Source organism: Bradyrhizobium sp. 147, from assembly GCF_023073935.1.
Lineage (GTDB): Bacteria > Pseudomonadota > Alphaproteobacteria > Rhizobiales > Xanthobacteraceae > Bradyrhizobium.
This window is the reverse complement of record NZ_JADPKL010000141.1, coordinates 76,524-102,794: the sequence shown is the minus strand read 5'-3', so window position 1 is coordinate 102,794 and position 26,271 is coordinate 76,524. Positions and strand designations below refer to the sequence as shown.

Genomic DNA, 26,271 nt, shown 5'->3' with positions numbered 1-26,271 from the left:
GGAGCGCATTAAGGCTTAATCCCTCGGGTAGTTGAAGCTGATTCGCACAAAGAGGCCCAGCCGGCCATCTGGCTAGCTTGGCCTCTTCGCTGATCATTCTTAATAGAAGACTGCCTCAATCCCTTCAGGCAGCGGTCTTTTCCGCCTCGTCGTCCTTGTAGAGGTCCTCGCGCGAGACCTTCTTCTCGGTCACGTTTGCGAGTTCGAGGATGAAATCGACGACCTTGTCCTCATAGATCGGTGCACGAAGCTGGGCCAGCGCCTGGGCGTTGTTGCGGTAATAGTCCCAGACCTCCTTCTCACGGCCGGGCATCTGGCGCGCCCGCTCGATCACCGCGCGGCCGACCTCGTCGTCGGTCACGGTGATCTTGTTCTTCTCGCCGATCTCGGAGAGCACGAGGCCGAGGCGCACGCGGCGGTCGGCGATCTTGCGGTACTCTTCCTTGGCGGCATCTTCCGTGGTGTTCTCGTCGGCGAAGGTCTTGCCGGCGGAGTCCATCTCGGCCTTGACCGAGTTCCACATCAGATTGAACTCCTCGTCGACCAGCGAGGGCGGCGCTTCGAAGCGATGCGCCTCGTCGAGGCGGTCGAGCAGCGCGCGCTTGACACGCTGACGCGTCGCGGTCGCGAACTCGGCGGCGAGACGCTCGCGCGCGGCTTCCTTCAGCTTGTCGAGCGATTCAAGGCCGAGCGTCTTGGCGAACTCGTCGTCGATCGCGATGTCCTGCGGCGCCTCGATCAACGTCGCGGTGGTCTCGAACTCGGCGGGCTGGCCGGCGAGCTTGTCGTTCATGTAGTTCTTCGGGAACGACACTTTTAGCGTGCGCGTCTCGCCCGCGCCGATGCCGGTCAGCTGCTCCTCGAAGCCGGGGATGAAGGTGTTGGAGCCGATGACGACCTGGATGCCCTCACCGGTGCCGCCCTCGAAGGCTTCGCCGTTGATGGTGCCCTTGAAGGCGACGGTGACGCGGTCGCCCGAGGCGGCCTTGGCGCCCTCGCCCTTGTCAGCATAGGTACGGTTGGAATCAGCGATGCGCTTGATCGCCTCGTCGACGTCGGAATCGGTGACCTCGGCGACGGGCTTCTCGACCTGGAAGGTCTTGAAGTCGGCGAGCGCGATCGAAGGCACCACCTCGATTGCGACCGTGTAGGTCAGATCAGTCTTACCCGACAGCAGCTCCTCGACCTCGGCCTGCTCGGTCGGCATGGTGATCTTCGGCTCGGTCGCAAGGCGGAAGCCGCGCTCGGAGAACAGCTGGGTGTTGGTGTCGCGGATGGTCTGGTCGATGGTCTCGGCCATCACCGAGCGGCCATAGACCTTCTTCAGGTGACCGACCGGCACCTTGCCGGGACGGAAGCCGTTGAGGCGGACCTTGTCCTTGAGATCGACGAGCTTGGCATCGGCCTTGGCGTCGAGATCAGACGCAGGGACGCTGATCTTGAACTCGTGCTTCAAACCTTCCGAGAGGGTCTCTGTGACCTGCATGGCGTCCAATCTTCTTCTCGTTCGGTCCCGGCGCGCATGCGTCGGGACGCTGTCATTAATCGATCCGGCGCGAGGCAGACGCCTCAACGCCGGTGGTTCAACAGGCCGGCTCCAAGCGGACAAACATCCGCGAGGAAGCTGGCCTCGTAATCCGTGCAAACGCTGAAAGCGCTTGGTGCGGGCGGAGGGACTCGAACCCCCACATCTTGCGACACTGGAACCTAAATCCAGCGCGTCTACCAGTTCCGCCACGCCCGCGTGAATTCGCATCAAGACCGGCCGCGATGCCGCGGGCGGCCGGGCTTATAGCATGTGCCCGACTGTTCGCAGCAAAAAAATGGCTGGTCGGAGGCAGGCATCAAATAGGCATGACGGCTGGACTTATCCAGCGCGGCGTGGTCCGGATCGGCCATGACAACGCGGATTTTTGACCTGAGCCGACGCGAGGTCTTGGCGGGCCTCGGCGCCACGGCGGCCGGGCTGATCGCCGGTGGCGCCACCCCGCCGGTCACTGCCCAGCTCGCCCTCCAGGCAAGGCCGGCGACGTTGGCGCTGAGGCAGGGTCAGCCGCCTACGCCGATCTGGGAGCTCGCCGCCGTAAGCCATCTGGGAAACGTTCGTCTCAAGCGCGGCAACCGCTGCGAGGTGGTGTTCCGGAACGAGCTGCCTGTGCCGCTTGCACCAGTCTGGTCCGGCCTGAACGGCCCGGCCGCTTCCGATCCGCTCCGGGGGCGCGCGCCAACCGCCCCGGACGCGACTGAAACATCAATCATCTCAATATCTAGTGCCGGAACCCTGCTGGCCGACTTCCGGCTCTTCGAGGACGGCCTGAAGCAACCCGCGCGGCCGCTTCCGATCATCGCCGAGGAGGCAAATCGGGTCCCCGTCGATCGCGACGAGGTGTTGCTGATTGAGGAATGGCGCCTGCGGCCGGACGGGACCGCGCTTGTCCCCGGTCGCGATCCCCAGGACAGGACGCCGCTCTATACGATCAACGGACAGACTTCATTCGAGCTCTCAGCCGCGGCCAATGAGCGGCTGCGGCTGCGCTTTATCAATGGCTCCCAACGCACTGTTCTGGCGATCAAATTGGAAAGCCACGAGGTCCGGGTCATGGCCCTGGACGGGCAGCCGGCCGAGCCCTTCCCGGCTCGCAATGGCGTCCTCGTGCTGGCTCCCGGTGCGCGGGCCGACGCGTTTGTGGACGCGGCCACATCGGCCGCTTTCGTGCTGCATGACGGCAAGGAGGCGCGAAGCGTAGGCAGCCTCAAGGTATCGGGCAGGCTGGAGCGCGCGCCGCTATTGCCGCCGCAACCTCTCCCTCCCAATGACCTGCCCGATCAACTCGATCTGAGAGGCGCCCTGCGGTTCGATGTCGCGCTGGGCGCAGCCGATTCCGGCTGGGCGCGGCCGGCAAACTTTTCCACCGCTTCCGCCCCCGCCTTCCGCGCCAAGACCGGCCGCACCGTCGTGCTGGTCCTGCAGAACGCCGCCCCGATCACCACCGTTTTCCACCTGCACGGCCACCCCTTCCGCCTGCTCGACAAACTTGACGACGGCTGGAAGCCCTACTGGCTCGACACGCTCGCGATCGAGCCCCGCCAGACCCAGCGCATCGCGTTCGCGGCGACCTCACCCGGACGATGGCTGCTCGAATCCGTTCTGACCGACTGGGCCGCCCCGCGCCTGGTGCGCTGGTACGCGGTGGAGTGAGCGCCCCGCCAATTAGGCGTGCGGCTTGGCCGTAAGCTCGATCCCAAGGGCCTTCATCACCGCGATAGTCGTCTTCAGCGTCGGATTGCCGTTGGCGCTGAACGAGCGATAGAGTTGCTCACGAGAAAGGCCCGTCTCCTTGGCGATCTGCGTCATGCCTTTGGCACGGGCGACGACGCCAAGCGCGTGGGCAATATAGGCTACGTCCTCCGTCTTGAACGCCTCTTCCATGAAGACGGCAATCGCCTCGTCGGACTGAAGGTCCTCCGCCGGATCATAAGTCGTCAGCTTCTCGCCCATCTCATTCGCTCCACATCTCGGCGAGGCGCTTGGCCGCCTTGATGTCCTTCGCCTGCGTGCTCTTGTCGCCGCCGCACAGCAGAACGATGATTGTGTTGCCCCGCTTTTGAAAATAGATGCGATAGCCGGGGCCGTAATGGATACGCAGTTCGCTCACGCCATCGCCCACCGGCTCGACATCGCCGGCATGCCCTTGAGCCAGCCGATCCAATCGCGACGCAATCACCGCTCTGGCACGCTCGTCCCTGAGACGCGATCGCCACTTCCGAAAGGTCTCAGTCTGCTTGAGGTCAACCGCTTGTAGTTTATAGACTACATTCTTTTGCACATCAAGTGGGTTCGCGTATCCAGCGGTAACGGACGTCCGGCTCATTCTCCACGTTTCGCATACCGTCGGTCTGCTCGACCAAGCTAAAACCCCTTCTCTCGTAGAAGCCTCGCGCCGAGGCGTTGCGCTGGAAGGTCCAGAGCTCCAGCCGTTCACAGGCGCGCTTGGCGACCTCGAGCAGTCCGGTGCCGACGCCGCGGCCTTGGGCAACGGGAAGCACATAGAGCTGCTCGATCCATCCGTCACGGAAAGCGATGAGCCCGCTCAGCACATCGCCGTCGAAACTTCCCCACACGCGGCATATCGGAAAAACGCGCTCGCGGTAGAACCAGCGGTCCTCGTCCAGCGTGTGCAGCCCAACCAGCCACGACATGGCGTGGTCGAACGCGATGCGATGGACCTGTGCGGCGGCATCCATGTCGGGCAGCGCGAGTGGCCTGAGCACTAGTACTCTACCCCGAGCGCGTCATAGATCCGCCGATGCACGGCTGGCAGCGTCTCGGTGAGATCCTCTGCGATCAGCCCGGGCCCGGCTTCCCGCCCCGCCTCGCCGTGCATCCACACGCCGATGCTGGCGGCCTCGAACGCCGGCACGCCTTGCGCCAGGAGGCCAGCGATGATGCCCGAGAGCACGTCGCCGGCGCCGGCGGTGGCGAGCCAGGGCGGCGCGTTGGCGGCGATGATGGCGCGGCCGTCGGGGGCGGCGATCGTCGTGTCCGGTCCCTTCAACAGCACGACGGCGCCGGAGCGCTCGGCGGCGGCGCGAACGCGCTCGAGTTTCGAGCGGCCCGGATGCTTGTTGCTGAGGTCGGAAAACAGCCGCGGAAACTCGCCCTCGTGCGGGGTCAGCACCACCGTATTGTCCTGCGACGACTTGATCGATTCGAACAGCCGCTCGGGCTTTGCGGCAAAGCTCGTCAGCGCGTCGGCGTCCAGCACCAGGCGCCGCTGGGCCGTCAGCGCGGTGTGAACGAGATCGCAGGTGCGCTCGCCGACGCCCGCGCCGGGGCCGATCATGCAGGTGTTATAGCGCTTGTCGCCGAGAAGCTCGCCGAACTCGATCGCGGTGTCGATCGGGCGAACCATCACCGCGGTCAGCGCGCTCGCGTTGATCGCGAGCGCATCGCGCGGGCTCGCCAGCGTCACGAGGCCGGCGCCGGCCCGCAGCGCCGCGCGTGCGGCAAGCCGCGCAGCGCCCGTTGCGGCTGCATCACCGGAGACGGCCAGCACATGGCCTCGCGCAAATTTGTGACCGTCGACGCGCGGCACCGGAAAGGCGGCGCCCCAGAAATCCGGATCGTTCTCGAAGAGCTGCGGGGCGATCTCGTCCAGCACGCTTGCGTCGATGCCGATGTCGGCGACGCGCACACGGCCGCAATGCATGCGACCGGGCAGCAACAGATGCGCCGGCTTCTTGCGGAAGAAAGTCACGGTCTCCGCGGCATTCACGGCCGCGCCCATCACCGCGGCGCTGGTGCCGTTGATGCCGCTCGGCAGGTCGACGGCCAGCACCGGCGCGCCGTTGCCGTTGATCGCCTCGATCATCGCGCGCGCCTCGCCATCGACCGGACGGCTGAGACCCGCGCCGAACAGCGCATCAATGATCAGTGCCGGCTTTCCGATCGCCTGCGGATTGAACGGGAGCACCGGGTGCTTCCAGCCGCGCGCGGCCGAGGCGGCGTCACCCTGAAGCTGGTCGCGCTCGCACATCAGGATCACCGAGACCTCGCGCCCTTGGGCGGCGAGCTCGGCGGCTGCGACAAAACCGTCGCCGCCATTGTTGCCGGGACCGGCGACGATCAGGATCGGCCCCTCCTCCACCAGCGCATTGGCCGCCTCGGCGACCGCCTGGCCGGCGCCGAGCATCAGCTTGAAGCCGGGCGTGCCTGCCGCAATGCTGAGCTGATCGGCGCGCTGCATTTCAGCGTTGGTCAGAACTTCCATGCCACTTCCCTGTCCAAACGCCCGTTCAACAGGCACGTTCCGTGCCGACCCATCCCACGAAACAAACGATCTGCACACATATTGAACCGTTTGCCTATTTCGTAGTCTTCGGTATTTTGTGCCGGTCGGCGCCACCTATCAGATTGTGCTCGTTAAAAGGCTGATAACGCTCCAATAATCAGGGCATTTGCAACTTGGCATAGACCCTGCTTTCGAGGAAGCCGCTTCGGTTTGTCGTGCTCACTGGCATCTATCAGGGCGTGGCCGGCCGTCGTTGCCGGGCTGGTCAGGCATCCCGGCATAGCGAAGAACGATTGTGCGTGACAAAAGCGCATCCTGACGAAGACGTTGCTATTTGATCGAAAGGCCGGGAGGCGCGCAGTGAAGAAAATCGAAGCCATCATCAAGCCATTCAAGCTCGACGAGGTGAAGGAAGCGCTTCAGGAAGTCGGCCTACAGGGCATCACCGTCACCGAAGCCAAGGGCTTTGGCCGGCAGAAGGGTCACGCCGAACTCTACCGCGGCGCAGAATACATCGTCGACTTCCTGCCCAAGGTGAAGATCGAGATCGTGATCGGCGACGATCTGGTCGAGCGCGCCATCGACGCGATCCGGCGCGCGGCGCAGACCGGGCGCATCGGCGACGGCAAGATCTTCGTCTCCAATATCGAAGAGGCGATCCGCATCCGAACCGGCGAATCCGGGCTGGACGCTATCTGAGCCGGGTGCTATCCCGCATTTTGCGACACTCTGACAGGAAATAAGGCTGCTTCGGCGGCCTGATTTCGTTTGTACGCGCGCAAAACTCGCCCAAAGCGAGAATAATCTTGCTCATCTGGAAACCGACCCGCAGAGCCAAAAGGGGTATGCATGAAGACCGCCAAAGACGTCCTGAAATCGATCAAGGACAACGACGTCAAATACGTCGACCTGCGCTTCACCGATCCGCGCGGCAAGTGGCAGCATGTGACGTTCGACGTCAGCATGATCGATGAGGATATTTTCGCCGAAGGGACGATGTTCGACGGTTCCTCGATCGCCGGTTGGAAGGCGATCAACGAGTCCGACATGTGCCTGATGCCCGATCCGGTGACCGCGACGATCGACCCGTTCTTCGCCGAGACCACGATGGTCATCACCTGCGACGTGCTCGAGCCGACCACCGGCGAGCCCTACAACCGCGACCCCCGCGGCATCGCCAAGAAGGCCGAGGCGATGGTGAAGTCGATGGGCGTGGGCGACACTGTCTTCGTCGGCCCCGAGGCCGAGTTCTTCGTGTTCGACGACGTGCGCTTCTCCTCGACCCCCTACAACACCGGTTTCCGTCTCGACTCCTCGGAACTGCCGACCAACTCCGATACCGAATATGAAGGCGGCAATCTCGGCCACCGCGTCCGCACCAAGGGCGGCTACTTCCCGGTTCCGCCGCAGGACTCCGTGCAGGACATGCGCTCGGAGATGCTCGGGGCCATGGCCAAGATGGGCGTCAAGGTCGAGAAGCATCACCACGAAGTCGCCTCCGCCCAGCACGAGCTCGGCATGAAGTTCGACACGCTGACGCTGATGGCCGACCACATCCAGATCTACAAATATTGCATCCACCAGGTCGCGCACATCTACGGCAAGACCGCCACCTTCATGCCGAAGCCGGTCTATGGCGACAACGGTTCGGGCATGCACGTTCACCAGTCGATCTGGAAGGACGGCAAGCCGGTGTTCGCCGGCAACAAGTACGCCGACCTGTCCGAGACCTGCCTCCATTACATCGGCGGCATCATCAAGCACGCCAAGGCGATCAACGCCTTCACCAATCCCTCGACCAATTCCTACAAGCGTTTGGTCCCGGGCTATGAAGCGCCCGTGCTGCTCGCCTACTCCGCGCGCAACCGCTCGGCCTCCTGCCGCATCCCTTACACCGCTTCGCCGAAGGCCAAGCGCGTCGAGGTGCGCTTCCCCGATCCGCTCGCCAATCCCTATCTCGGCTTCGCCGCGATGCTGATGGCCGGCCTCGACGGCATCAAGAACAAGATCGATCCGGGTCCGGCGATGGACAAGGATCTCTACGATTTGCCGAAGGAAGAGCTGAAGCAGATCCCGACGGTGTGCGGCAGCTTGCGTGAAGCCCTCGAGAATCTCGACCAGGACCGCGCCTTCCTCAAGGCCGGCGGCGTGTTCGACGACGACTTCATCGATGCCTATATCGAGCTGAAGATGACCGAAGTCGAGCGCTTCGAGATGACCCCGCATCCGATCGAATTCGACATGTACTATTCGGGCTGATCGGCTCGAATGCCATGCGACAAGCAAAAGGCGCTCCGAAAGGGGGCGCCTTTTCGTTTCGGAAGTTGTGGTAAGGCTATCGCATATGACTGCTGCAATCTTGTCGAACGTGCTCGGCCTGCCTGCATAGTTCGAGGCGCACGCTGAGGCGAGTTCCTCACCATGAGGACGTGATATTCGCCGGGGGGTCCGCCATAGGCGGGGTCCTTCGGATGTTTCTCCCGTTTAAGTAGGCATCAACATTCGAGATGCCCATTTTGGGCCGAGATGGGGTCATCCTCGCCGCTTACGGCTAAGGGTTGTTAGGCCGCGGCATGAAATGATCGAGCAAGCCCGTCGGCAGCGGAAACACGACGGTCGACGACCGTTCGCCGGCGATGTCGTGCAGAGCCGCGAAATAACGCAGCTGCATTGCCTGAGGCTCCTGCGCGAGGATCCGGCCGGCTTCGACGAGCTTTTCGGCGGCCTGCTGCTCGCCCATCGCATTGATCACCTTGGCTCGCCGCAAGCGCTCCGCCTCGGCCTGTTTGGCGATCGCGCGAACCATGGTTTCGTTGATATCGACGTCCTTGATCTCTATGCCGGTGACCTTGATGCCCCAGATGTCAGTCTGCTTGTCGAGGATCTCCTGGATATCGGCGTTCAACCTGTCGCGCTCGGCAAGCATCTCGTCGAGCTCGTGCTTGCCGAGCACCGAACGCAACGTGGTCTGGGCGAGCTGGCTGGTGGCCGCCATGTAATCGCCGACCTTGATGATGGCGCGCTCGGGATCGACGATGCGGAAGTACAGAACGGCATTGACCTTGACGGACACGTTGTCCCGCGAAATCACGTCCTGCGGCGGCACGACCTGCACCATCACGCGTAGATCGACCTTGACGAGTTGCTGCACGATCGGAACGAGGATGATGAGGCCCGGGCCCTTCACACCGGTAAAGCGGCCGAGCGTAAAGATGACGCCGCGCTCGTACTCGCGCAGAATTCGAATGGCTTGGGACAGAAACATGATGACCAGCAACGCGAGTGCCGCATAGGTCAGATATTCCAGCATCATGATGTACCTCCCTTACCACTCCGCAGCGGCGCGCGCCGTATCAGCAGCGTCAGGTCGACGACGCTGGTAACTTCGACCGTCTCTCCGGGCTTGAACGAGTCGGCGCCGCGCGCCTGCCAGCGCTCGCCATGGGCGAAGACATGACCTTCGCTCCCATTCCAATCGAGGACCTCAGCAGGCAAGCCTCGCATGGCCTGCGCGCCGACCCGTTCAGGAGCCTTGGCGGCACGCCGAAGCGAACCAAGCAAGACCAGAGCAAAGCCGACGAACACAGCTGCAGTGATGCCGATCACCGACCACGACAGGCGGTAGCCGGGCGCCTCGACCCTGAACAGCATCAGCGCACCCAGCACGAAGGCAATGATCCCTCCGAGACCGATCACCACCGTCGGATTGAAGGCTTCGACGGTGAGAAGCACGAGTCCGACCAGCATCAGGGCGAGGCCGGCATAGTTGATCGGCAGCAAATTGAGCGCATAGAGGCCGATCAGCAGACAGATCGCGCCGACCACTCCGGGAGCGACGGCTCCGGGAGACATGAACTCGAAGATCAGACCGTAAATGCCCACCATCAGGAGAATGAACGCCACGTTCGGATCGGTGATGACCGCCAGGAAGCGGGATATCCGTCCCGGCTCGATGGCTTCGACGACAGCATCCTTCGTCGCGAGGCGCTGCGACTTGCCGCCTGCAATCTCCACCACACGGCCATCGATCTGCCGCAGCAATTCGGCCTGATCGCGCGCGACGAGATCGATCGCATGTGCCTCTAACGCGCCATTGGCAGAGAGAGTGGCGGCCTCACGCACCGCCTTCTCTGCCCAATCCGCATTGCGGTTGCGCAGCTCGGCAAGGCTGCGGATAAAGGCAACGGCATCGTTCGTGGCCTTCGCCGTCATCGCGTCCTTCGGCTCACCCTTCTTGTCTTTGCCATCCTTCTCGGGTGTGCCGCTCGGCAAGCCCGGTAGCGGCCCGCCAATCTGGACCGGCGTCGCCGCACCGATATTGGTGCCTGGTGCCATCGCCGCGATGTGGGTCGCATAAAGAATGTAGGTCCCGGCACTCGCCGCGTGGGCGCCGGATGGGGCGACGTAGCCGACGATAGGGATGGACGAGGCGAGCACATCCGCGATGATCTCGCGCATGCTGGAATTGAGACCGCCGGGCGTGTTCATTCTCAGAAGCACGACCTCGGCGCGCCGTTCGCTCGCTTTGGCCAAAGCCTCCCGCACGTAGCTGGCTGACGCAGGGCCAATGGCCCCGTCGATCGAAGCAACCAGTGCAACACGGCCGCTCTCCTCCGCTGAGCTGGGAAGGAGGCAGCAGGTCAAAGCCACGACGGTAATCGCCGCAACGAGGGCCGCCTTCATGGTCTGCACGGCAAGGGCTCCCTTGCAGAGCATATGGTGGTCCTCTCGTGAACCTCAATGCTGCGCAGACCAACGATTGTGCAACGCAATGCGATGGTCCTGCAGGATGGCGATGTGATTGGTCCAAGAGAGGCGGTGGCCGACCATGCCTAGCTGATCCGCCCTGCGCCCGGCGCTGCTATCGTACCACCTCACCCCGTCCGTGCCGATCGGTCCGAACGTGCTCGCGATCATCTCGCTCGTTGGCTGCATGCCGCCGAGCGATCAGTGCGAGGGCTCCTGCTCCCCGATTCTGGCACAGACGTTGCGGCAGAAACCGGATTGCGAAAAAACCGAGGCATTCTCGCCGTGTGCTTAGCCTACGCCGCAGCCTTCTGCCGCGCCGCGAGCGCCTCGCCAAAGGCCTCGAACAGTTTGCGATTGATCGGATTGCGTTGGGGGTCGTATTCGGCGTGCCATTGCACGCCGAGCGCGAAGGTCGGGGCTTCGGCGATGCGGATCGCCTCGATGGTGCCGTCCTCGGCGACGCCCTCGATCAGCACGCGCTTGCCGGGCTCCAGGATACCCTGACCATGCAGCGAATTGACCCGGATCTTCTCGCAGCCGAGGATCTTCGCGAACGCGCCGCCCGGCGTCAGGTCGACGTCGTGGCGGTCGGCGAACACCACGGTGGGATCGGGATGGATCTCGCCATTTTCGAGCCTGGGCATACGGTGGTTTATGCGGCCCGGGATTTCGCGGATCTCGGGATGCAGCGAGCCGCCGAAGGCGACGTTCATCTCCTGCAGGCCCCGGCAGATGCCGAACAGCGGGATGCCGCGGGCGACGCAGGCCACCGAGAGCGCCAGCGCGACTTCGTCGCGGTGGATGTCGTAAGGCTCGTGCTTCTCGCAAGGATCGACGTTGAAACGCGTCGGGTGCACGTTGGCCCGGGCGCCGGTGAGGATGACGCCGTCGACAGTATCGAGCAGCGCCCCGATATCGGTGATGTCGGGCGAGCCTGCGAACATCAGCGGCAAGCCACCGGAGACCTCGGCTACGGCGCGCAGATTTCGCTCGCCGACCATCTGGACCTGAAATCGATTTTCGACGCGATGGGAATTCCCGATCACGCCGACGACCGGCTTTCTCATCTCCCGTTCCGACCTCCCGCAAGAAGATTCTCCAAACATGCCCTTGGGGGAGAACAAATTCAACAGAGGGGATCGCGGGACGGCAATGCCATTTTCGCGCAAATGCCCGGCCAGAGGGCGGCCGCGACACTGTTCGCGCTGGCACGACAAGGTGGACAACGTCAAACCGGCGGTTTTCGACCGGCTTGATCCGAGGCGGGATTTCGCGAAAGAGTGCCTCCCCGCAGCCGCCGAAAGGACCCGATGTGACCATTCCCGCAGATGAACGGCCCCGCGCCCGCGCCGATCTCGCCTGGGCGATCTCGGTCGGGGGCGTCAGTGTCGTGCTGTTCACGGCGATGCTGGTCTTCACTTGGTATTTTGCCGCCACCCTGCTGCTGATCTTCACCGGCATGCTGCTCGGCCTGGGCCTTAACGCGCTGACGGGGGCGCTCGGCCGCCGCGTGCACCTGCCCCATCCCGTCCGGCTCGCGATCGTCTGCATCGCCCTCGCTTTGATGCTCGCGGGCGTCGCCTATCTCGGCGGCGCCACCATCGCGGAGCAGGCCTCGCTGCTGAGCAAAACCATCAAGTCGCAGATCACCAACGTCAGGTCTTTCCTCGAAAACCACGGCATCGACACCAGCTTCTTCGACCTCGGCAATGCTGCATCTGACTTCTCGGCCGACGCACCGGCGAGCTCGACGCCCTCACCAGCAGCGCCCCCGCGCGGTCCTTTGCCCGGCGCCGGCGCGCTCGCTTCCAGCGGCGGAGCGATCGTGAGCCAGACCTTCAAGCTGCTGCTCGGCACCATCCATGGTGTCGGGAACATTTTTATCGTGCTGTTCCTAGGGCTGTCCTTCGCCGCCCAGCCCGGCGTCTATCACGACGGCCTGCTGTTCCTCGCGCCGGCCAAGCATCGTACGCGCGTCACCCTCATCATCGACCGTACCGCTGAGACGCTGGAGCGCTGGCTGATCGCGCAGATTACGGTCATGCTCGCGGTCGGCGCGGTGACCTGGATCGGCCTGGCCATCATCGGCATCCCCGGCGCGTTCATCCTGGGAATCCAGGCTGGCCTGCTTGCCTTTATCCCAACCGTCGGCGCCATTATCGCCGGCGTCATCGTGGTGCTGGCGAGCCTGGCTTCGGGCTGGCTCGCGGCACTGTCGGCGCTGCTGCTTTTCCTCGCCGTCCATGCGATGGAGAGCTACGTGCTGACGCCGCTCCTTCAGCGCCAGGCGCTGGACATTCCACCGGCCACGCTGTTCGCGTTCCAGATCCTGCTCGGCGTCGTGTTCGGAATCTGGGGCCTCGCGCTGGCGCTGCCACTGGTCGCCATTGCCAAGGTCATGATCGATCATTTCAAGACGTATGAGGCGCCGTCTCTGACCGAGGCGGCCTGAGCCTGCTCGTCAGGTCGTCAGCACGATCTCGGTGTGCTCGACTTCGGGGGGTGAAGCAAAATACTGCCCGACGAGGCCGCGCCATTCGGTGAAGTTTTCGGAACCGCGAAAATCGACGGTGTGGTTTTCCAGGCTCGCCCACTTCACCATCAGCCGATAGCGCTGCGGCTTCTCGATCGACTTGTGCAGTTCGAAGCCGTGAAAGCCCTTGGAGCGGCCGAAGGCGGCCTTTGCCTTCGCGACAGCCGCCTCAAAATCCTTTTCGCTGCCCGGCTTGACATCGATCTGCGCGATCTCGGTGATCATCGGTTTCCACTCATTTTTGTTCGATGGGCGTGTCTACCGCAGCCGTCGCAAAAGAAAAAGGCTCCGAAACGGCGCTTGGCCGGCTGGAAAACGCAAACCTCTCAGGCGAGCAGCAGCACGGTGCCCACCACGATGAACGCGCAACCGACGAACAGCACGAAGGGCCAGTAGCTGCGGCCTTGGCCGTATCGTCCTTGAGAACGACGCTCCGTGATCAGCGCGCGCTCGTATTCGTCCGCGGTCGAGAACAGACAGGCGAAGCCACCGCGCGCCGAGGCAGCTTGGGCTTCGAGTGACATCAGGGCGGCCTGCGGGGTCTGTCGACGGATCGATTCCATGACCATGATGGTAGGGATCGAATGGTAAACAGAGGATTACCGCAAGGTCGCCTGCCGTCTCAGGCGGTGGCCGGACGTACCTGCGCGGCGCCGGTCCGCGCCGCGCTCTGGCGGCGCCAATTCTCCAGCGACAGCGGCAGCTCCTCCGCCGCCTCGACGCGGTTTCGGCCGCCGCGCTTGGCCTGGTACAGCGCGGTGTCGGCCGAGGCCAGCAGCACCTCGAGCTCGGTGCCGGCCGGACCGCCGGCGACGCCGATGCTGACGGTGGTATCGACCGGACCTTCATCGACCACGACGCCGGAGGTCTCGAACGCTTCGCGCACGCGCTCGGCGACCAGCACCCCCTCTTCCAGCGAACACGGCAGCAGGGCTGCGAACTCCTCGCCGCCGATGCGGCCCGAGAGGTCGGAGATGCGCAGGTTGTTGACGACGACGGTCGAGAAAAGTTTCAGCATCTCGTCGCCGGCGGGATGGCCGAACCGGTCGTTGATCGACTTGAAGTGGTCGATATCAAAGATCATCACGGTCACCGGCCGCCCGGCCTTGGCCTCGCGCTCGATCACGCGCGAGCAGGCTTCGGAGAAGCCGCGCCGGTTGAGCATGCCGGTCAAGGGATCGGTGGACGCCGCGGTCCGGTGCGCGGTCACCGTGCGCTCGGACACCAGCATGAAGATCACGAACACGGTGCCGACGGCATAGAGCACGAGTTCGACCGCGAACACGGTGACCCAGATGCTCGACGAGAAGGTCGCATCGTGGGGGCGCAGGAAGCTGCCGATGAGGATCGGCAGCATCAAGACGCAGCCATGCATCATCGGCACCGCGAAGGCCGGCCGGCGCCGTTGCAGGCTCTTGCGCCGCTCGGTCCAGAGTTCGCTCGCGGTCAGGGCCGCATAGACCGAGACGATGCCGGCGCCGATGATCATGCGCAGCATGGACGGCTCGGCGCCGAGCAGCGTCACCGCGGCGATCCAGGCGAGCGCGCCAAGCACGAGGCCGGGCCAGTTGGGCTTGCGGCCATGAAAGACTCGCGCGGCGTTCCACACCATGCCGCAGGCCGCGAATCCGATCGCGTTCAGCGCGAGGTAAAGATGCGGGCCCAGCTTTTCGCCGGCCGCAGTCCACAGCGCGACGGAGGCGGCACCGAGCAGATAGGCGGTGCCCCACCATTTCAGCGCGGGGCTGTTCTCTTGCCTGCCGAAAAACACCATCATGGCGCCGAGCAGAGCGGCAACCATGGTGGCGACCAAATAGAGCGTGATGCTATCGAGCGACATCATGTCGGCCCCCTCTAGAATATAGCAGTTACGCGATCGGCACCGCCGATTTGCGCGCCCTTCCGAATGCGACGCTATGTCCCGCGGGTTCCATTCAGGTTTTCACGCGGACCCAAGTTTTCGGGAAACACGCCATCAATTTGCGTACAAACGAACAACAAAAAGGGCGCTGAAATCAGCGCCCTTTTGCATCTCATTGAAGCCGCTTTCGCGGCGAATGCGGCCGAAGTGATTAACGCTTCGAGAACTGGAAGGACCGGCGGGCCTTGGCCTTGCCGTACTTCTTGCGCTCGACCACGCGGGAGTCCCGGGTGAGGAAGCCGCCCTTCTTGAGCACGCCGCGCAGCTCCGGCTCGAAGTAGGTGAGCGCCTTGGAGATGCCGTGACGGACGGCGCCGGCCTGGCCGGACAGGCCGCCGCCGGCGACGGTGCAGATCACGTCATACTGGCCGGCGCGCGCTGCCGCGACGAACGGCTGCTGGATCATCATACGCAGCACGGGACGGGCGAAATAGACCTCGACCTCACGCGCGTTGACCATGACCTTGCCGGCGCCCGGCTTGATCCAGACGCGGGCGACTGCGTCCTTGCGCTTGCCGGTAGCATAGGCGCGGTTGAACTTGTCGACCTTCTTCTCGTGCTTGGGCGCCTCGGGCGCGGCCGCCGTCTTGAGCTGCGAGAGCTGGTCGAGCGACTGGATGGATTCGGCCATGTTATGCGGCCCTCGTGTTCTTGCGGTTCAACTTGGCGATGTCGATCTTCTCGGGCTGCTGCGCCTCGTGCGGATGATCGGCACCGCCGTAGACGCGGAGATTGCCCATCTGCACGCGGCCGAGCGGACCACGCGGGATCATGCGCTCGACGGCCTTCTCGAGCACACGCTCGGGATGCTTGCCCTCGAGGATCTGGCGCGCGGTGCGCTCCTTGACGTGGCCGACGTAGCCGGTGTGCTTGTAGTAGGTCTTCTGCTCGCGCTTGCGGCCGGTGAGGACCGCATGCTGCGCGTTGATGATGATGACGTTGTCGCCGCAATCGACGTGCGGGGTGTAGGTCGGGAGGTGCTTGCCGCGGAGCCGCATGGCGACAATGGTGGCGAGACGGCCGACGACCAGACCCTTGGCGTCGATCAGCACCCACTTCTTCGTCACCTCGGCCGGCTTTGCCGAAAAGGTTTTCATGTCAGAATTTCCGTGAGGGAGACATCGGCGCGAACACCGCACCAGACTGGGCGGTTTCTAGAGAAGAGCGGCGCAGCGGTCAATGCCCAAAGCGCGAAATTACACTAACAATATCAATGGCTTAAAATTATGGTAGTAAGATACCTGCAAAAACCTCAAACATTTGGAATGGAATAGGTGGAGGTGACATGCGCGATTGGGTCGGGCGAGGTTCCGGACAGCAGATTTACCTCGCCGACCGCAAGGCGCTTGCCGAGCTTGAGCAGCCGCGCCTCCGCCAGCACGTCCTGCCCCGGCTGGCCCTTGCGCAGGAAGTTGATGTTGAGATTGGTGGTGACCGCGAGCCCGATCGGCCCGATCGCCGATAGCAGCACCACGTACATGGCGAAATCAGCCAGCGCCATCAGCGTCGGGCCGGACACGGTTCCGCCCGGCCGCAGCATCCTTTCGCTGTAGCGCTGGCGCAAAAGGCAGGTTTGGCCATCGGCGCTTTCGATCGTAACGTCATCGCCGCTGAAGGCCTGGGGAAACTCGTCGCGCAGAAACTGCTCGAGCTCTGCCACGCTCATTTTCGCTAACGCCATGCTGTTCCCCACCCTCGCTTCATGTCCCCTGGTACATTAAGTTATCTGCGTCATCCAAATGCAATAATCTAACCGGAAACGCTTCGATGTCCGCCCAGGTCGCCCGCGCCCCTTCCCCGCAACCGCCGATCCTGCTGCGCGAAATCGTCGGCAGCATTGCCATCCTCACGCTGAACCGGCCCGAGGCCCGCAACAGCCTCTCTGAGGCGATGATCGGGCACCTGCACGCGAGCGTGAATGCGATCGCCGAGGACAAGCGTATCCGCGGAGCCGTCATCGCGGCCAACGGACCGGCATTCTGCGCGGGCCACGATTTGAAGGAACTGAGCGGTCGCCGCGCCGATCCTGATCGCGGCCGCGCCTATTTTGCGCAGATCATGACCGCCTGCAGCGCCATGATGCAGGCGATCGTGCGCCTGCCCAAACCGGTCGTCGCCGCGGTCCAGGGCGTTGCCACCGCGGCCGGCTGCCAGCTGGTTGCAAGCTGCGATCTCGCGATCGCCTCGGACGCTGCGAGTTTCGCCACGCCCGGCGTCGATATCGGCCTGTTCTGCTCGACCCCGATGGTGGCGCTGTCGCGCAACGTTCCACGCAAGCAGGCGATGGAGATGCTGCTGACGGGCGAGCCGATCTCGGCCACGCGCGCCCGCGAGATCGGCCTTATCAATCGCGTCGTCCCCCCCGGCACTGAGCGCGATGCCGCGATTGCGCTCGCAAATCAGGTCGCGCTGAAATCTGCCTACACCGTCAAGCTCGGCAAGGAGGCGTTCTATCGCCAAGCCGAGATGAGCCTTGCCGACGCCTATCGCTATGCGGCAGAGGTGATGACCGAGAACATGATGGCGCGCGACGCCGAGGAAGGCATTGGCGCCTTCATCGAGAAGCGTACGCCGACGTGGCGGGATGAATGATAACAAGAAAAGATAAGAGATGAACCACGACGCCTACCCCGACAATTACATCCGCGGCATCCTCAACAGCGTGAAGTCGATCGCGATGGTCGGCGCCTCGCCCGTCAACGTGCGGCCGAGTTATTTTGCGTTCAAATATCTGGCGCAGCGCGGCTATGACATGATCCCGGTCAATCCCGGCCATGTCGGCAAGGAGCTGCTCGGAAACCCCTTCGTGGCCTCGCTCGTAGACATCGGCCGTCCCGTCGACATGATCGACATTTTTCGCAACTCGAGCCACATCATGCCTGTCGTCGAAGAGGCGCTCACGCTCGATCCGCTGCCGAAGGTGATCTGGATGCAGCTTGGCGCGCGCGACGACGCGGCGGCGGCGAAGGCAGAGTCCGTCGGCATCAAGGTGGTGATGAACCGCTGTCCCAAGATCGAATACGGGCGCCTGTCGTCCGAGATCTCCTGGATGGGCGTCAATTCACGCACGCTCAGTTCCAAGCGCGCTCCGGCACCGACGCAAGGCATGCGGCTATCCCTCAATCGGATGAGTGTCGGCGGTGGCGACACCGCGGCATCCGATCGCGCCGCCAAAAACAAGACCGAGCAGAGCTGACGCGATCGCGAAGGATTCATTTCGCGATCGCGACAATGCGTAGCACGATCGTTCCGATGTGAAGCAGCAGCTTGACGGCGGACGCCGCGCCGATCAGCATGCCGCGCGATTTCAGATCAAGAGAACAGGACGCCTCAATGAGCGATCGCCTTCCGGGATTTTCCACGCTCGCCGTGCATGCCGGTGCACAGCCCGACCCCACCACCGGTGCGCGCGCAACTCCGATTTATCAAACGACGTCTTTCGTGTTCAACGACGCCGACCACGCCGCCTCGCTGTTCGGTCTGCAGGCGTTCGGCAACATCTATACCCGCATCGGCAATCCCACCAACGCGGTGCTGGAAGAACGTGTCGCGGCGCTCGAAGGCGGCACGGCCGCGCTTGCGGTGGCTTCGGGCCATGCCGCGCAAGTCGTGGTGCTGCAGCAATTGCTCCAGCCCGGCGACGAATTCATCGCGGCGCGAAAGCTCTATGGCGGCTCGATCAATCAGTTCACGCATGCGTTCAAGAGCTTTGGCTGGAACGTGGTGTGGGCCGACCCCGACGACATCGCAAGCTTCGAGCGCGCGGTGACGCCCCGCACGAAGGCGATCTTCATCGAGTCGATCGCTAATCCCGCCGGCGGCATCACCGATATCGAAGCGATCTCGACGGTGGCGCGCAAAGCCGGCGTGCCGCTGATCGTCGACAACACGCTGGCCTCGCCCTATCTGATCCGCCCTATCGACCATGGCGCCGACATCGTCGTGCACTCGCTGACGAAATTCCTGGGCGGCCATGGCAATTCGCTGGGCGGTATCATCGTCGATGCCGGCACCTTCGACTGGTCCACCGGCGGCAAATATCCGATGCTGTCGGAGCCACGGCCCGAATATCATGGCATCCGCCTCCAGGAGACCTTTGGCAATTTTGCCTTCGCGATCGCCTGCCGCGTGCTGGGCTTGCGCGACCTTGGGCCGGCGCTCTCGCCGTTCAACGCCTTCATGATCCTGACCGGCATCGAGACGCTGCCGCTGCGCATGCAGAAGCACTGCGACAATGCCAAGGCGGTCGCCGAATTCCTCGTCGGCCACCCGGCAGTGGCTTCAGTCAGTTATGCCGGCCTTCCGAGCGACAAGTACAATCAGCTCGCGCGCAAATATGCACCGAAGGGCGCGGGCGCCGTGTTCACCTTCAGCCTCAAGGGCGGCTATGACGCCGGCGTCAGCCTGGTGTCGAAATTGCAGCTGTTTTCGCATCTGGCCAATGTCGGCGACACCCGCTCGCTGGTGATCCACCCGGCTTCGACCACGCACAGCCAGCTCGACGATGCCGCCAAGATCAAGTCCGGCGCCGGCCCCGACGTGGTGCGGCTTTCGATCGGCATCGAGGATAAGGAAGATCTGATTGCGGATTTGGAACAGGCGCTGGGCGCGTAAGGCTTTGGCGTCATTCCGGGGGCACAGCGCTGAACCCGAGATTCCGGGTTCGGTGCTTCGCCCCGCCCCGGAATGGCTGATGTCAGTTAACACTCCTTAACCATAGCTGCCGCATACATCGTCACTGGATCGCCCCTTTGATTCGGAGCCGACGATGCTGCGCTGGATGGTGCCTGCCCTTGCGGCGATGCTGACGGTTTCAACCGCGCTGGCTGCCGATCTGCCGGCCACACCGAAGCGGCGCGCAGCTGTTCCGCCGCAGGAAGCACCAACAGTCTATGTCGAGACCGATCCCGACGCGCTGATCTCGCCGGCCTATGGCATCGGCAGTTACATCCGCAACCTGCCCGGCACGCCGCTGCTGCCCGGCCCGCACACGCTGCCGGGCTATTACGGTCGCCCCTGGGATTACGATTATCAGGGCCCGTATTACGGCGGAAAGCAGGTCGACTATTTCTGGCGACTGCCCTACGCGTGCGGCATCTATGGCTATTGCTGATCAGCTCGCCTGACCGAGCGGAACACCGCGCGGCCGCGCCTCGATCGACTGCCGCGAAGCCAGTCGCTCCGTCTGCACCACCGCGAGTATCAACACCACGATCGCGACCGCCTGGTGCGCAAGCGCCAGTCCAATCGGAACCTGGTTGAGCAGCGTCAGGATGCCGAGCACCGCCTGCACGCTTACCGCAGCCAACAACCACAGCGCGCCGCTTGCCGCCGCACCTGTGCGCGAACGCACGGCGTCAAGTGCGTGCAGCGTCGCTAGCATGAACAACGCGTACGCCGTCATGCGGTGCTCGAACTGCACCGTCAGAACGTTGTCGAACAGGTTGCGCCACCACGGCGTTTCGAACCACAGCCGTTCCGCCGAGGGAATGAACGCGCCGTCGATCTGCGGCCAGGTGTTGTAGGCGCGGCCGGCGCGCAGGCCCGCGACCAGCGCGCCGAAATAGATCTGCACCAAGGTCACGACGAGGAGCAGCGCGCTCGTGAACCGCAGGCGCGCAGGTGCTGCGATCTGCGGCCGCTCCTTGAGCCGCCGCACCGTCCAGACGATACCGGCGAAGATCAGAAGCGCGAGCACCAGATGCGTCGCCAGCCGATATTGCGACACCTCGATGCGTTCCGTCAGGCCCGAGGCCACCATCCACCAGCCGACCGCGCCCTGAAGCCCGCCAAGCGCAAACAGCAGCCATAACCGCCGCTTCAGCTCCCCCGACAGACCGCCGCGCCATAGGAAGAACAGGAACGGCAGCAGATAGGCGATGCCAATGAAACGGCCGAGCAACCGGTGGCTCCACTCCCACCAGAAGATCTCCTTGAACTCGGACAGGCTCATGCCTGCATTGAGCTCGCGATATTGCGGGATCTTCTTGTAGGCCTCGAACGCCTCGGTCCACTGCGCTTCGGTGAGCGGCGGCACGCTGCCGGTGACCGGCTTCCATTCGACGATCGAGAGGCCGGATTCCGTCAACCGCGTCGCGCCACCGACCAGCACCATCAGCGCGATCAGCGCGGCCACGGCGATCAGCCACACGCGCACGGCGCGATGCGGCTCGGACGGGGCGGAAATCGTCGTCATTGGGAGCAAAAACCAGGACTTGAACCAAGGAGGCTTGAACCGGACTGCGCGCCCCTTATAGTCCCCCGCTCCCGCAGCGCAAGTTACGCGAAAGCAGCAAGCTCCCGCCATGACGATCCGCACCCGCAAGTTCCTCGGCGCCATCCTGCTCCTGATGCTGGCCACGGTCTGGGCCTTGCTCGGCATGGCGCTGGCGCAGATGCCGTGGATCGCCGAGTCCGGCTGGCGCCAGGCGATCTACTACGTGGTCGTTGGCATGGGCTGGGTGCTGCCGGCGATGCCGATCGTGAGCTGGATGCAGCGTCCCGATCGCGCCAAGTCCAGTTCGTAGCGCTTCTAGTTCGCGGCACTGCCGGTCGGTTTCACCGGCGCAAAGGCAACGCCCGACACCAGCACGCGCATCATGCGTAGCGATCGCACCCGGCCGTCCCACGAGATCCGCGGCAGCGCGCGCAGATTGGTGCGTCCCTCTGCATCCACGATGCCCGGGATCGTCGACACGGCACTGGCAAAGCCGGCCTCCTCTGCCATCACAACGTGGCTGCGCCCAAACGACGAGCGATCGCCGAACGGAAAGGCGAAATGCCTGATCTCGCGGCGGAAGGCCGCTTCTGCGACCGCCTTGCCCATGGTCATCTCGCGGAGCGCGGCCGCATCCTTCATGTTGGCGAGAACGGGATAGTTGACGGTCGCGCTGCCGATCGTGACGAGCGGATCGGCGGCGAGCTTCGTCAGATCTTCCCAATCCATCGACGCCTCGCGCGAGATCGCGGCGAGGTCAATCCGGTAGCGCGCGCAGAGATCGGCGATCGCCGCCGACAGATCCGCCGGCGGCAGCGAACGCAACCAGCTCTCGAGATACGAAAACAGCGCCTGCTTCTCGGCATTGTCCGTGACGGTGAAGCGCTGCTCCGTCTCGCCCATCATCAGGCTGATGCGGCTCTCGCGCGCGATCATCCGTTCGAGCCCGAGCCACCAGGCTTCGCCGACGCCGTCGGGAAAGGCGGTAGGGACATAGATCGTGCAAGGCACAGCGTGCCGCGCCAGCACCGGATAGGCGAAGTTGATGAAATCCTTGTTGGCGCCATCGAAGGTCAGCGCCACGAAGCGCCGCTTCTCCGGCAGCGTCACCGCCCGGCGGCAGACCTCGTCCATGCCAAGGAAATCGTACTTCCACTGCTTCAGCGCGCGAATGGCGCGGTCGAGGAATTGCGGCGTGATCTCGTGCGCGCCCAGCGGCTGAAAGCCGCCGCGCCGCCGCGGCCGCACATGCGCAAAGCGCAGGATGGTGCCGGCACCACGACTGCGCAGCGCAGCCTGGCCGCTGAACCAGGCCAGCTCAAGCCGAAGACGCTCCAGCCATCTGTCGTCGGATGCCAAGGTCCCACCTTCGCGCGCGCCGGCGCCTGCTCCCTCTCCTATTGTCATTACCCTTTGTTGACGTTTCTTTGCAAAGGTCGGCCACCGGCCGAAATACGTATATTTTCGATTTCTCGACAGGTTTCGCGAATGACCATGGCTGCGGCGATGCAAGGCCGGACGGCAGAAGCGCCAGCGCGGTCGAAAGCGAGCCGCATCGGCCAGGTCGATATCGTCACTGATCTCGGCGGGGCCGAGGCGGCCTGGCGCGCCTTCGAGGAGAGCGGCCACCTCTTCACGCCGTATCAGCGGTTTGACCTGCTCGGTCCCTGGCAGCAGCTGGTCGGCGAACGCGAGGGCGCGCGCCCGTTCGTCGTGATCGCCCGCGACATCGAGCACCGGCCGCTCGTGCTGCTGCCGCTGTCGCTGCACCAAGCCCACGGCGTACGCACGGCCTGCTTCATGGGCGGGAAGCATACCACCTTCAACATGGGCTTGTGGAACGCTGAATTCGCGGCACAGGTCGTTCTCGCCGATCTCGATGCGCTGCTTGCGCCGCTGCGCGAGCATGTCGACGTCCTCTCGCTGACGCAGCAGCCTAAGCGCTGGCACGATCAGCAGAACCCGTTTGCGCTGCTGCCGCGGCAGAGCTCGGTCAACGGCTGCCCGTTGCTGGCGATGGAACCGGGCGGTCCGCCCGCATCGCGGATCAGCAATTCCTTCCGTCGTCGTCTCAAGAGCAAGGAGAAGAAGCTCCAGGCCCTCGCTGGCTACCGCTACCACCTTGCGACCACGGATGCGGACATCGTGCGCCTGCTCGACTGGTTCTTTCGCGTCAAGCCGGCGCGGATGGCGGAGCAGAAGCTGCCGAACGTCTTCGCCGAACCGGGCGTCGAACAGTTCATCCGCAGCGCCTGCCTCGCCCGGCAAGGAGAAGGACGCGTGATCGACGTCCACGCGCTCGAATGCGACGAGGAAGTGATCGCGATCTTTGCCGGCGTCGCCGACGGCCAGCGCCTCTCGATGATGTTCAACACCTACACGATGTCCGAGAATGCCCGCTACAGTCCCGGTCTGATCCTGATGCGCTACATCATCGATCGCTGCGCCGAGCGCGGCTACCGCTCGCTCGACCTCGGCATCGGCTCGGACGACTACAAGCGGATGTTCTGCAAGGACGACGAAGACATTTTCGACAGCTTTGTGCCGTTGACCTCACGCGGCATGCTCGCGGCGGTGGCGATGTCCTCGTTGAACCGCGGCAAGCGGCTGGTGAAGCAGAACCAGATGCTGCTCGACCTGGCGCGCAGTCTGCGTCAGGCGTTCGGGTAACGCCGGCGCCCTCGTCTCTCCATTTGCGGGGGGAGGTAAGAGCAGCACTGATCGATAGACTACGGGGAAGCGCCCTCGCCTACGCCGCCACCACGCGCGGCGCGTCCATCGCATCGGACGGCTGCACCGGTCTGCTCAGCATCGTCACGTCGCTGAAGCCGACGGCGCTCAGCTGCTCGCACATCAGCGTGCGCGCATCCTGTGCCATCGATGCATCCGGCACCACGACGGCGCGGGCATCGACCGTCAGCAACTCGGCCGGCAGGTCGGAGGCACTGCCGGCATCCAGCAGCACGTGGTCGTATGCTCGGAGCAGCGCATCGATCGCGAGCGCCACCCGCGGTGATTGCAGCAGGCTGCGATCGAAGCCAGGACGGCCGGCCATGACCAGATGCAGCCGCGACAGCTTGTCCCGGGTGATGACCTGCGCGAAAGACGCTTCGCCCTGCATCAGCTCGGCAAGGCCGGGCGTGGAGGCATCGACGGCCACCGCGGCAATGGTCGGCGAGGATGCGGCGAGATCGACCACGACAACGCGTGCGTCACGCGCGAGATGTCGGGCGAGGGTCAGGGCCGAAAGCGTAATCGAGTCGCCGGCCGCGGTGCCGAGCACCGTGATCTTCTTCGCCGCTGCGCCCGCGGCGCGCAGGCTCTTGGCCAGCTGCTCGATCTCGGCGAATTCGGTGATGTCGGCCTCAGGCGCCATCGCCGGCTGAAGCGGCCCGGGCTCGTCGACGACGGGATCGACCCTCGGCTCGACCACCGGCTCCGCTGCCGCTTCTTGGCGCAGCGTCACCCGCGACGGTAGGACCGCAGCCACAGCCCGCGGCGCAGTCTGGCGCAGCAGCTCACCGGTGACGACGACGCCGGACGACAGCAGCAGCGTCGCAATCGTCGCGATCAGCACGATCGGCAGCTTCTTCGGGTAGGCCGGGGTATTCGAGACGATGGCGCGCGAAATGATGCGGCCGTCCGTCGGGGCGGTATCGATGGTCTCGCGGGTGTTGGCCTCGCGATATTTGGCGAGATAGGTTTCCAGCAGGTCGCGCTGCGCCTTGGCCTCGCGCTCGAGCGCGCGGAGCTGCACGTCCTGGCCGTTGGTGGATGCCGCCTGCTTCTTGAGCTGCTCGAGGCTCGCCGTCAGACCGTCGACCCGGCCGCTGGCGATTCGAGCGTCGCTTTCGAGCGAACGCGAAATCTTGGCCGCTTCGTCGCGGATCTGATTGTCGAGGTCGCCAAGCTGCGCCTTCAACTCCTTGATCCGGGGATGATTGCCGAGCAGCGTGGACGACTGCTCGGCGAGCTGCGCACGCAGCGTCACCCGCTGCTCCGACAGCCGCCGCATCAGTTCGGAGTTCACCACCTCCGATGCCTCGATCGGCTTGCCGCTCTGGAGCATTTCGCGGATCAGCCGCGCCTTGGATTCTGCGTCGGCCTTGATTGAGCGCGCGTTGTTGAGCTGGGTATTGATCTCGCCCATCTGCTGGTTCGATAGCGTGGTGTTGTTGGTGCCGACGAACAGGCTCGACTTGGAGCGGAAGTCCTCGACCCGCCCCTCCGCCTCGGAGACCTTCTTGCGCAAATTCTCGATCTCGCCGGCCAGCCACTGGCTGGCGTTCTTGGCCTGCTCCTGGCGCACACCCTGCTGGAGCACGAGATAGACGTCGGCGATAGAATTGGCGACGCGCGCGGCGAGCTCGGGATCGGCGGACTGGAATTCGACCACGATCACGCGCGACTTGTCGACGGCGTAAGCCTGGAGGCGCTCGTAATAGGCATCCAGCACGCGCTCTTCCGGCGTCATCGAGAACGGATCGCGGCCAACGCCGACCAGCGCCGCCAGCGACTTCAGCGGCGAGATGCCTTGCAGCACCGGATCGAATTCGGGCCGCTCCGCGAGCTTGTTCTTCTTGATGATCTCGCGCGCGAGATCGCGCGAGAGCACGAGCTGCACCTGGCTGGTGACGGCCTCGGCGTCGAGCGCCTGCCGCTCTTCGGTGCGATCGCTGTTCGGGCGCAGGAACACGTTCTCGCGGCCATCGATCAGGATCCGCGATTCGGACTTGTAGCGCGGTGTGACGAGATTGACGGCAACAACCGATGCAACGAGCACCAGCACGGTCGGCACGATGATCCAGCCGCGCTTGCGCGCCAATGTCGCGCCGAGCGCGTGCAGGTCGATGTCGCCGGATTCGACTTGCGCCTGCTTCGCGGCGACCGGCGCAGGCTTCGCTTCGACCTTGGGCGCGGCTTCGGATTTGGACTTTGAGACAGCCCGCTCGATTACCGCCTTGTCCTTGCCGGCACGCCAGAACGCTAAACGCATCGAACACTCCCGCAGGGGCAACGCCACAAGCTGCCTCAACGGGGCGACTACACTCCATTAAGG

27 protein-coding genes and 1 tRNA gene are annotated in these 26,271 nt (G+C 64.1%); 10 read left to right on the top strand and 18 right to left on the bottom strand.

Annotated features, from left to right (window positions below; translation table 11 throughout):
- Positions 1-124: 124 nt before the first annotated feature.
- Both tig and IVA87_RS33825 read right to left on the bottom strand, forming a co-directional pair.
- Positions 125-1,486 (bottom strand): trigger factor, encoded by a 1,362-nt coding sequence (gene tig / locus IVA87_RS33830; protein ID WP_247337378.1) that lies wholly within the window; start codon positions 1,484-1,486, stop codon positions 125-127.
- A 173-nt stretch (positions 1,487-1,659) separates the two neighbouring features.
- Positions 1,660-1,744 (bottom strand) — tRNA-Leu (locus tag IVA87_RS33825).
- Between the two features lie 153 nt (positions 1,745-1,897).
- Here IVA87_RS33825 and IVA87_RS33820 point away from each other — a divergent pair.
- A complete protein-coding gene (locus IVA87_RS33820) occupies positions 1,898-3,199 on the top strand; it encodes a multicopper oxidase domain-containing protein (protein WP_247337376.1) in 1,302 nt (433 codons plus the stop codon).
- A gap of 12 nt (positions 3,200-3,211) precedes the next feature.
- Here IVA87_RS33820 and IVA87_RS33815 read toward each other — a convergent pair whose 3' ends face one another.
- From IVA87_RS33815 to IVA87_RS33800, 4 genes are read right to left on the bottom strand one after another with little or no spacing between them, the layout of a single operon-like run.
- A complete protein-coding gene (locus IVA87_RS33815; RefSeq protein ID WP_247299530.1) occupies positions 3,212-3,499 on the bottom strand; it encodes an addiction module antidote protein in 288 nt (95 codons plus the stop codon).
- A gap of 1 nt (position 3,500) precedes the next feature.
- Complete coding sequence (locus IVA87_RS33810; RefSeq protein ID WP_247337430.1) at positions 3,501-3,827, bottom strand: type II toxin-antitoxin system RelE/ParE family toxin; 327 nt, start codon at positions 3,825-3,827, stop codon at positions 3,501-3,503.
- Position 3,828: 1 nt separating this feature from the next.
- Positions 3,829-4,245, bottom strand: coding sequence for a GNAT family N-acetyltransferase (locus tag IVA87_RS33805; protein WP_247299534.1), 417 nt, complete (start codon positions 4,243-4,245; stop codon positions 3,829-3,831).
- 26 nt (positions 4,246-4,271) lie between these two features.
- On the bottom strand, positions 4,272-5,771 hold the full coding sequence (locus IVA87_RS33800) for an NAD(P)H-hydrate dehydratase (protein ID WP_247299536.1): 1,500 nt from the start codon (positions 5,769-5,771) through the stop codon (positions 4,272-4,274).
- A gap of 381 nt (positions 5,772-6,152) precedes the next feature.
- Here IVA87_RS33800 and IVA87_RS33795 point away from each other — a divergent pair, with 381 nt between their 5' ends.
- Positions 6,153-6,491 (top strand): P-II family nitrogen regulator, encoded by a 339-nt coding sequence (locus IVA87_RS33795; protein ID WP_007603495.1) that lies wholly within the window; start codon positions 6,153-6,155, stop codon positions 6,489-6,491.
- Between the two features lie 150 nt (positions 6,492-6,641).
- On the top strand, positions 6,642-8,051 hold the full coding sequence (glnA, locus tag IVA87_RS33790; protein ID WP_247277112.1) for a type I glutamate--ammonia ligase: 1,410 nt from the start codon (positions 6,642-6,644) through the stop codon (positions 8,049-8,051).
- 292 nt (positions 8,052-8,343) lie between these two features.
- Here the strand turns inward: glnA and IVA87_RS33785 are convergent, their stop codons facing one another.
- The 3 genes from IVA87_RS33785 to IVA87_RS33775 all read right to left on the bottom strand — a co-directional run bounded on the left by IVA87_RS33785 (position 8,344) and on the right by IVA87_RS33775 (position 11,608).
- Complete coding sequence (locus IVA87_RS33785) at positions 8,344-9,105, bottom strand: slipin family protein (RefSeq protein ID WP_247277111.1); 762 nt, start codon at positions 9,103-9,105, stop codon at positions 8,344-8,346.
- Positions 9,102-10,484: a nodulation protein NfeD gene (locus IVA87_RS33780; RefSeq protein WP_247337374.1), complete on the bottom strand. Its 1,383-nt coding sequence runs from the start codon at positions 10,482-10,484 to the stop codon at positions 9,102-9,104. Before IVA87_RS33780 ends, IVA87_RS33785 begins: the two co-directional genes overlap by 4 nt.
- A gap of 350 nt (positions 10,485-10,834) precedes the next feature.
- Positions 10,835-11,608, bottom strand: coding sequence for a gamma-glutamyl-gamma-aminobutyrate hydrolase family protein (locus IVA87_RS33775; RefSeq protein WP_247277109.1), 774 nt, complete (start codon positions 11,606-11,608; stop codon positions 10,835-10,837).
- A 245-nt stretch (positions 11,609-11,853) separates the two neighbouring features.
- Between IVA87_RS33775 and IVA87_RS33770 the strand changes: the two genes are divergently transcribed.
- Positions 11,854-12,993 (top strand): AI-2E family transporter, encoded by a 1,140-nt coding sequence (locus tag IVA87_RS33770; protein ID WP_247299539.1) that lies wholly within the window; start codon positions 11,854-11,856, stop codon positions 12,991-12,993.
- A gap of 9 nt (positions 12,994-13,002) precedes the next feature.
- Here IVA87_RS33770 and IVA87_RS33765 read toward each other — a convergent pair whose 3' ends face one another.
- From IVA87_RS33765 to IVA87_RS33740, 6 genes are all read right to left on the bottom strand, one after another.
- Complete coding sequence (locus tag IVA87_RS33765; RefSeq protein WP_247277107.1) at positions 13,003-13,299, bottom strand: antibiotic biosynthesis monooxygenase family protein; 297 nt, start codon at positions 13,297-13,299, stop codon at positions 13,003-13,005.
- A 101-nt stretch (positions 13,300-13,400) separates the two neighbouring features.
- Positions 13,401-13,637, bottom strand: a complete 237-nt coding sequence (locus IVA87_RS33760; RefSeq protein ID WP_247299541.1) for a hypothetical protein — start codon at positions 13,635-13,637, stop codon at positions 13,401-13,403.
- Positions 13,638-13,696: 59 nt separating this feature from the next.
- Positions 13,697-14,917 (bottom strand): GGDEF domain-containing protein, encoded by a 1,221-nt coding sequence (locus IVA87_RS33755; RefSeq protein ID WP_247299543.1) that lies wholly within the window; start codon positions 14,915-14,917, stop codon positions 13,697-13,699.
- Between the two features lie 229 nt (positions 14,918-15,146).
- On the bottom strand, positions 15,147-15,626 hold the full coding sequence (gene rpsI, locus IVA87_RS33750; protein WP_247299545.1) for a 30S ribosomal protein S9: 480 nt from the start codon (positions 15,624-15,626) through the stop codon (positions 15,147-15,149).
- Between the two features lies 1 nt (position 15,627).
- Positions 15,628-16,092 (bottom strand): 50S ribosomal protein L13, encoded by a 465-nt coding sequence (gene rplM, locus IVA87_RS33745; RefSeq protein WP_011087726.1) that lies wholly within the window; start codon positions 16,090-16,092, stop codon positions 15,628-15,630.
- A 155-nt stretch (positions 16,093-16,247) separates the two neighbouring features.
- On the bottom strand, positions 16,248-16,676 hold the full coding sequence (locus tag IVA87_RS33740; RefSeq protein ID WP_247277103.1) for a PaaI family thioesterase: 429 nt from the start codon (positions 16,674-16,676) through the stop codon (positions 16,248-16,250).
- Positions 16,677-16,762: 86 nt separating this feature from the next.
- Between IVA87_RS33740 and IVA87_RS33735 the strand changes: the two genes are divergently transcribed.
- The 4 genes from IVA87_RS33735 (at position 16,763) to IVA87_RS33720 (ending at position 20,108) form a co-directional block, all read left to right on the top strand.
- The gene (locus tag IVA87_RS33735) at positions 16,763-17,587 is read left to right on the top strand and encodes an enoyl-CoA hydratase (RefSeq protein ID WP_247337372.1); all 825 of its coding nucleotides are present in this window, start codon (positions 16,763-16,765) and stop codon (positions 17,585-17,587) included.
- Positions 17,588-17,606: 19 nt separating this feature from the next.
- Positions 17,607-18,191, top strand: coding sequence for a CoA-binding protein (locus IVA87_RS33730; RefSeq protein ID WP_247299555.1), 585 nt, complete (start codon positions 17,607-17,609; stop codon positions 18,189-18,191).
- A 137-nt stretch (positions 18,192-18,328) separates the two neighbouring features.
- Entirely contained in the window at positions 18,329-19,609 is a 1,281-nt protein-coding gene (locus IVA87_RS33725; protein WP_247277100.1) for an O-acetylhomoserine aminocarboxypropyltransferase, read from the top strand.
- A gap of 154 nt (positions 19,610-19,763) precedes the next feature.
- Entirely contained in the window at positions 19,764-20,108 is a 345-nt protein-coding gene (locus IVA87_RS33720; protein ID WP_247337370.1) for a hypothetical protein, read from the top strand.
- Here the strand turns inward: IVA87_RS33720 and IVA87_RS33715 are convergent, their stop codons facing one another.
- Positions 20,109-21,191: a COX15/CtaA family protein gene (locus tag IVA87_RS33715; protein WP_247299559.1), complete on the bottom strand. Its 1,083-nt coding sequence runs from the start codon at positions 21,189-21,191 to the stop codon at positions 20,109-20,111. It abuts the gene before it with no gap.
- A 109-nt stretch (positions 21,192-21,300) separates the two neighbouring features.
- On the opposite strand from IVA87_RS33715, the gene IVA87_RS33710 reads away from it, so the two are divergent.
- Positions 21,301-21,522 carry a DUF2842 domain-containing protein gene (locus IVA87_RS33710; protein ID WP_247299561.1) on the top strand — a complete coding sequence of 74 codons (222 nt, stop codon included), beginning with the start codon at positions 21,301-21,303 and terminating at the stop codon, positions 21,520-21,522.
- 5 nt (positions 21,523-21,527) lie between these two features.
- On the opposite strand, the gene IVA87_RS33705 is transcribed toward IVA87_RS33710, so the two are convergent.
- The gene (locus tag IVA87_RS33705) at positions 21,528-22,571 is read right to left on the bottom strand and encodes a polysaccharide deacetylase family protein (RefSeq protein WP_247337368.1); all 1,044 of its coding nucleotides are present in this window, start codon (positions 22,569-22,571) and stop codon (positions 21,528-21,530) included.
- Positions 22,572-22,700: 129 nt separating this feature from the next.
- Between IVA87_RS33705 and IVA87_RS33700 the strand changes: the two genes are divergently transcribed.
- Positions 22,701-23,882 (top strand): GNAT family N-acetyltransferase, encoded by a 1,182-nt coding sequence (locus tag IVA87_RS33700; protein ID WP_247337366.1) that lies wholly within the window; start codon positions 22,701-22,703, stop codon positions 23,880-23,882.
- Positions 23,883-23,961: 79 nt separating this feature from the next.
- Here IVA87_RS33700 and IVA87_RS33695 read toward each other — a convergent pair whose 3' ends face one another.
- Positions 23,962-26,208 carry an exopolysaccharide transport family protein gene (locus IVA87_RS33695; RefSeq protein WP_247299567.1) on the bottom strand — a complete coding sequence of 749 codons (2,247 nt, stop codon included), beginning with the start codon at positions 26,206-26,208 and terminating at the stop codon, positions 23,962-23,964.
- Between the last annotated feature and the right edge of the window lie 63 nt (positions 26,209-26,271).

Coding starts and splice junctions, on each gene's coding strand:
- IVA87_RS33800 (WP_247299536.1), bottom strand. CDS start 5,771: ATGGAAGTTCTGACCAACGCTGAAATGCAGCGCGCCGATCAGCTCAGC.
- rpsI (WP_247299545.1), bottom strand. CDS start 15,626: ATGGCCGAATCCATCCAGTCGCTCGACCAGCTCTCGCAGCTCAAGACG.
- IVA87_RS33775 (WP_247277109.1), bottom strand. CDS start 11,608: ATGAGAAAGCCGGTCGTCGGCGTGATCGGGAATTCCCATCGCGTCGAA.
- IVA87_RS33725 (WP_247277100.1), top strand. CDS start 18,329: ATGAGCGATCGCCTTCCGGGATTTTCCACGCTCGCCGTGCATGCCGGT.
- tig (WP_247337378.1), bottom strand. CDS start 1,486: ATGCAGGTCACAGAGACCCTCTCGGAAGGTTTGAAGCACGAGTTCAAG.
- glnA (WP_247277112.1), top strand. CDS start 6,642: ATGAAGACCGCCAAAGACGTCCTGAAATCGATCAAGGACAACGACGTC.
- IVA87_RS33740 (WP_247277103.1), bottom strand. CDS start 16,676: ATGGCGTTAGCGAAAATGAGCGTGGCAGAGCTCGAGCAGTTTCTGCGC.
- IVA87_RS33815 (WP_247299530.1), bottom strand. CDS start 3,499: ATGGGCGAGAAGCTGACGACTTATGATCCGGCGGAGGACCTTCAGTCC.
- IVA87_RS33695 (WP_247299567.1), bottom strand. CDS start 26,208: ATGCGTTTAGCGTTCTGGCGTGCCGGCAAGGACAAGGCGGTAATCGAG.
- IVA87_RS33820 (WP_247337376.1), top strand. CDS start 1,898: ATGACAACGCGGATTTTTGACCTGAGCCGACGCGAGGTCTTGGCGGGC.
- IVA87_RS33765 (WP_247277107.1), bottom strand. CDS start 13,299: ATGATCACCGAGATCGCGCAGATCGATGTCAAGCCGGGCAGCGAAAAG.
- IVA87_RS33735 (WP_247337372.1), top strand. CDS start 16,763: ATGTCCGCCCAGGTCGCCCGCGCCCCTTCCCCGCAACCGCCGATCCTG.
- IVA87_RS33715 (WP_247299559.1), bottom strand. CDS start 21,191: ATGACGACGATTTCCGCCCCGTCCGAGCCGCATCGCGCCGTGCGCGTG.
- IVA87_RS33720 (WP_247337370.1), top strand. CDS start 19,764: ATGCTGCGCTGGATGGTGCCTGCCCTTGCGGCGATGCTGACGGTTTCA.
- IVA87_RS33700 (WP_247337366.1), top strand. CDS start 22,701: ATGACCATGGCTGCGGCGATGCAAGGCCGGACGGCAGAAGCGCCAGCG.
- IVA87_RS33785 (WP_247277111.1), bottom strand. CDS start 9,105: ATGATGCTGGAATATCTGACCTATGCGGCACTCGCGTTGCTGGTCATC.
- IVA87_RS33710 (WP_247299561.1), top strand. CDS start 21,301: ATGACGATCCGCACCCGCAAGTTCCTCGGCGCCATCCTGCTCCTGATG.
- IVA87_RS33730 (WP_247299555.1), top strand. CDS start 17,607: ATGAACCACGACGCCTACCCCGACAATTACATCCGCGGCATCCTCAAC.
- IVA87_RS33755 (WP_247299543.1), bottom strand. CDS start 14,917: ATGATGTCGCTCGATAGCATCACGCTCTATTTGGTCGCCACCATGGTT.
- IVA87_RS33805 (WP_247299534.1), bottom strand. CDS start 4,245: ATGGATGCCGCCGCACAGGTCCATCGCATCGCGTTCGACCACGCCATG.
- IVA87_RS33760 (WP_247299541.1), bottom strand. CDS start 13,637: ATGGAATCGATCCGTCGACAGACCCCGCAGGCCGCCCTGATGTCACTC.
- rplM (WP_011087726.1), bottom strand. CDS start 16,092: ATGAAAACCTTTTCGGCAAAGCCGGCCGAGGTGACGAAGAAGTGGGTG.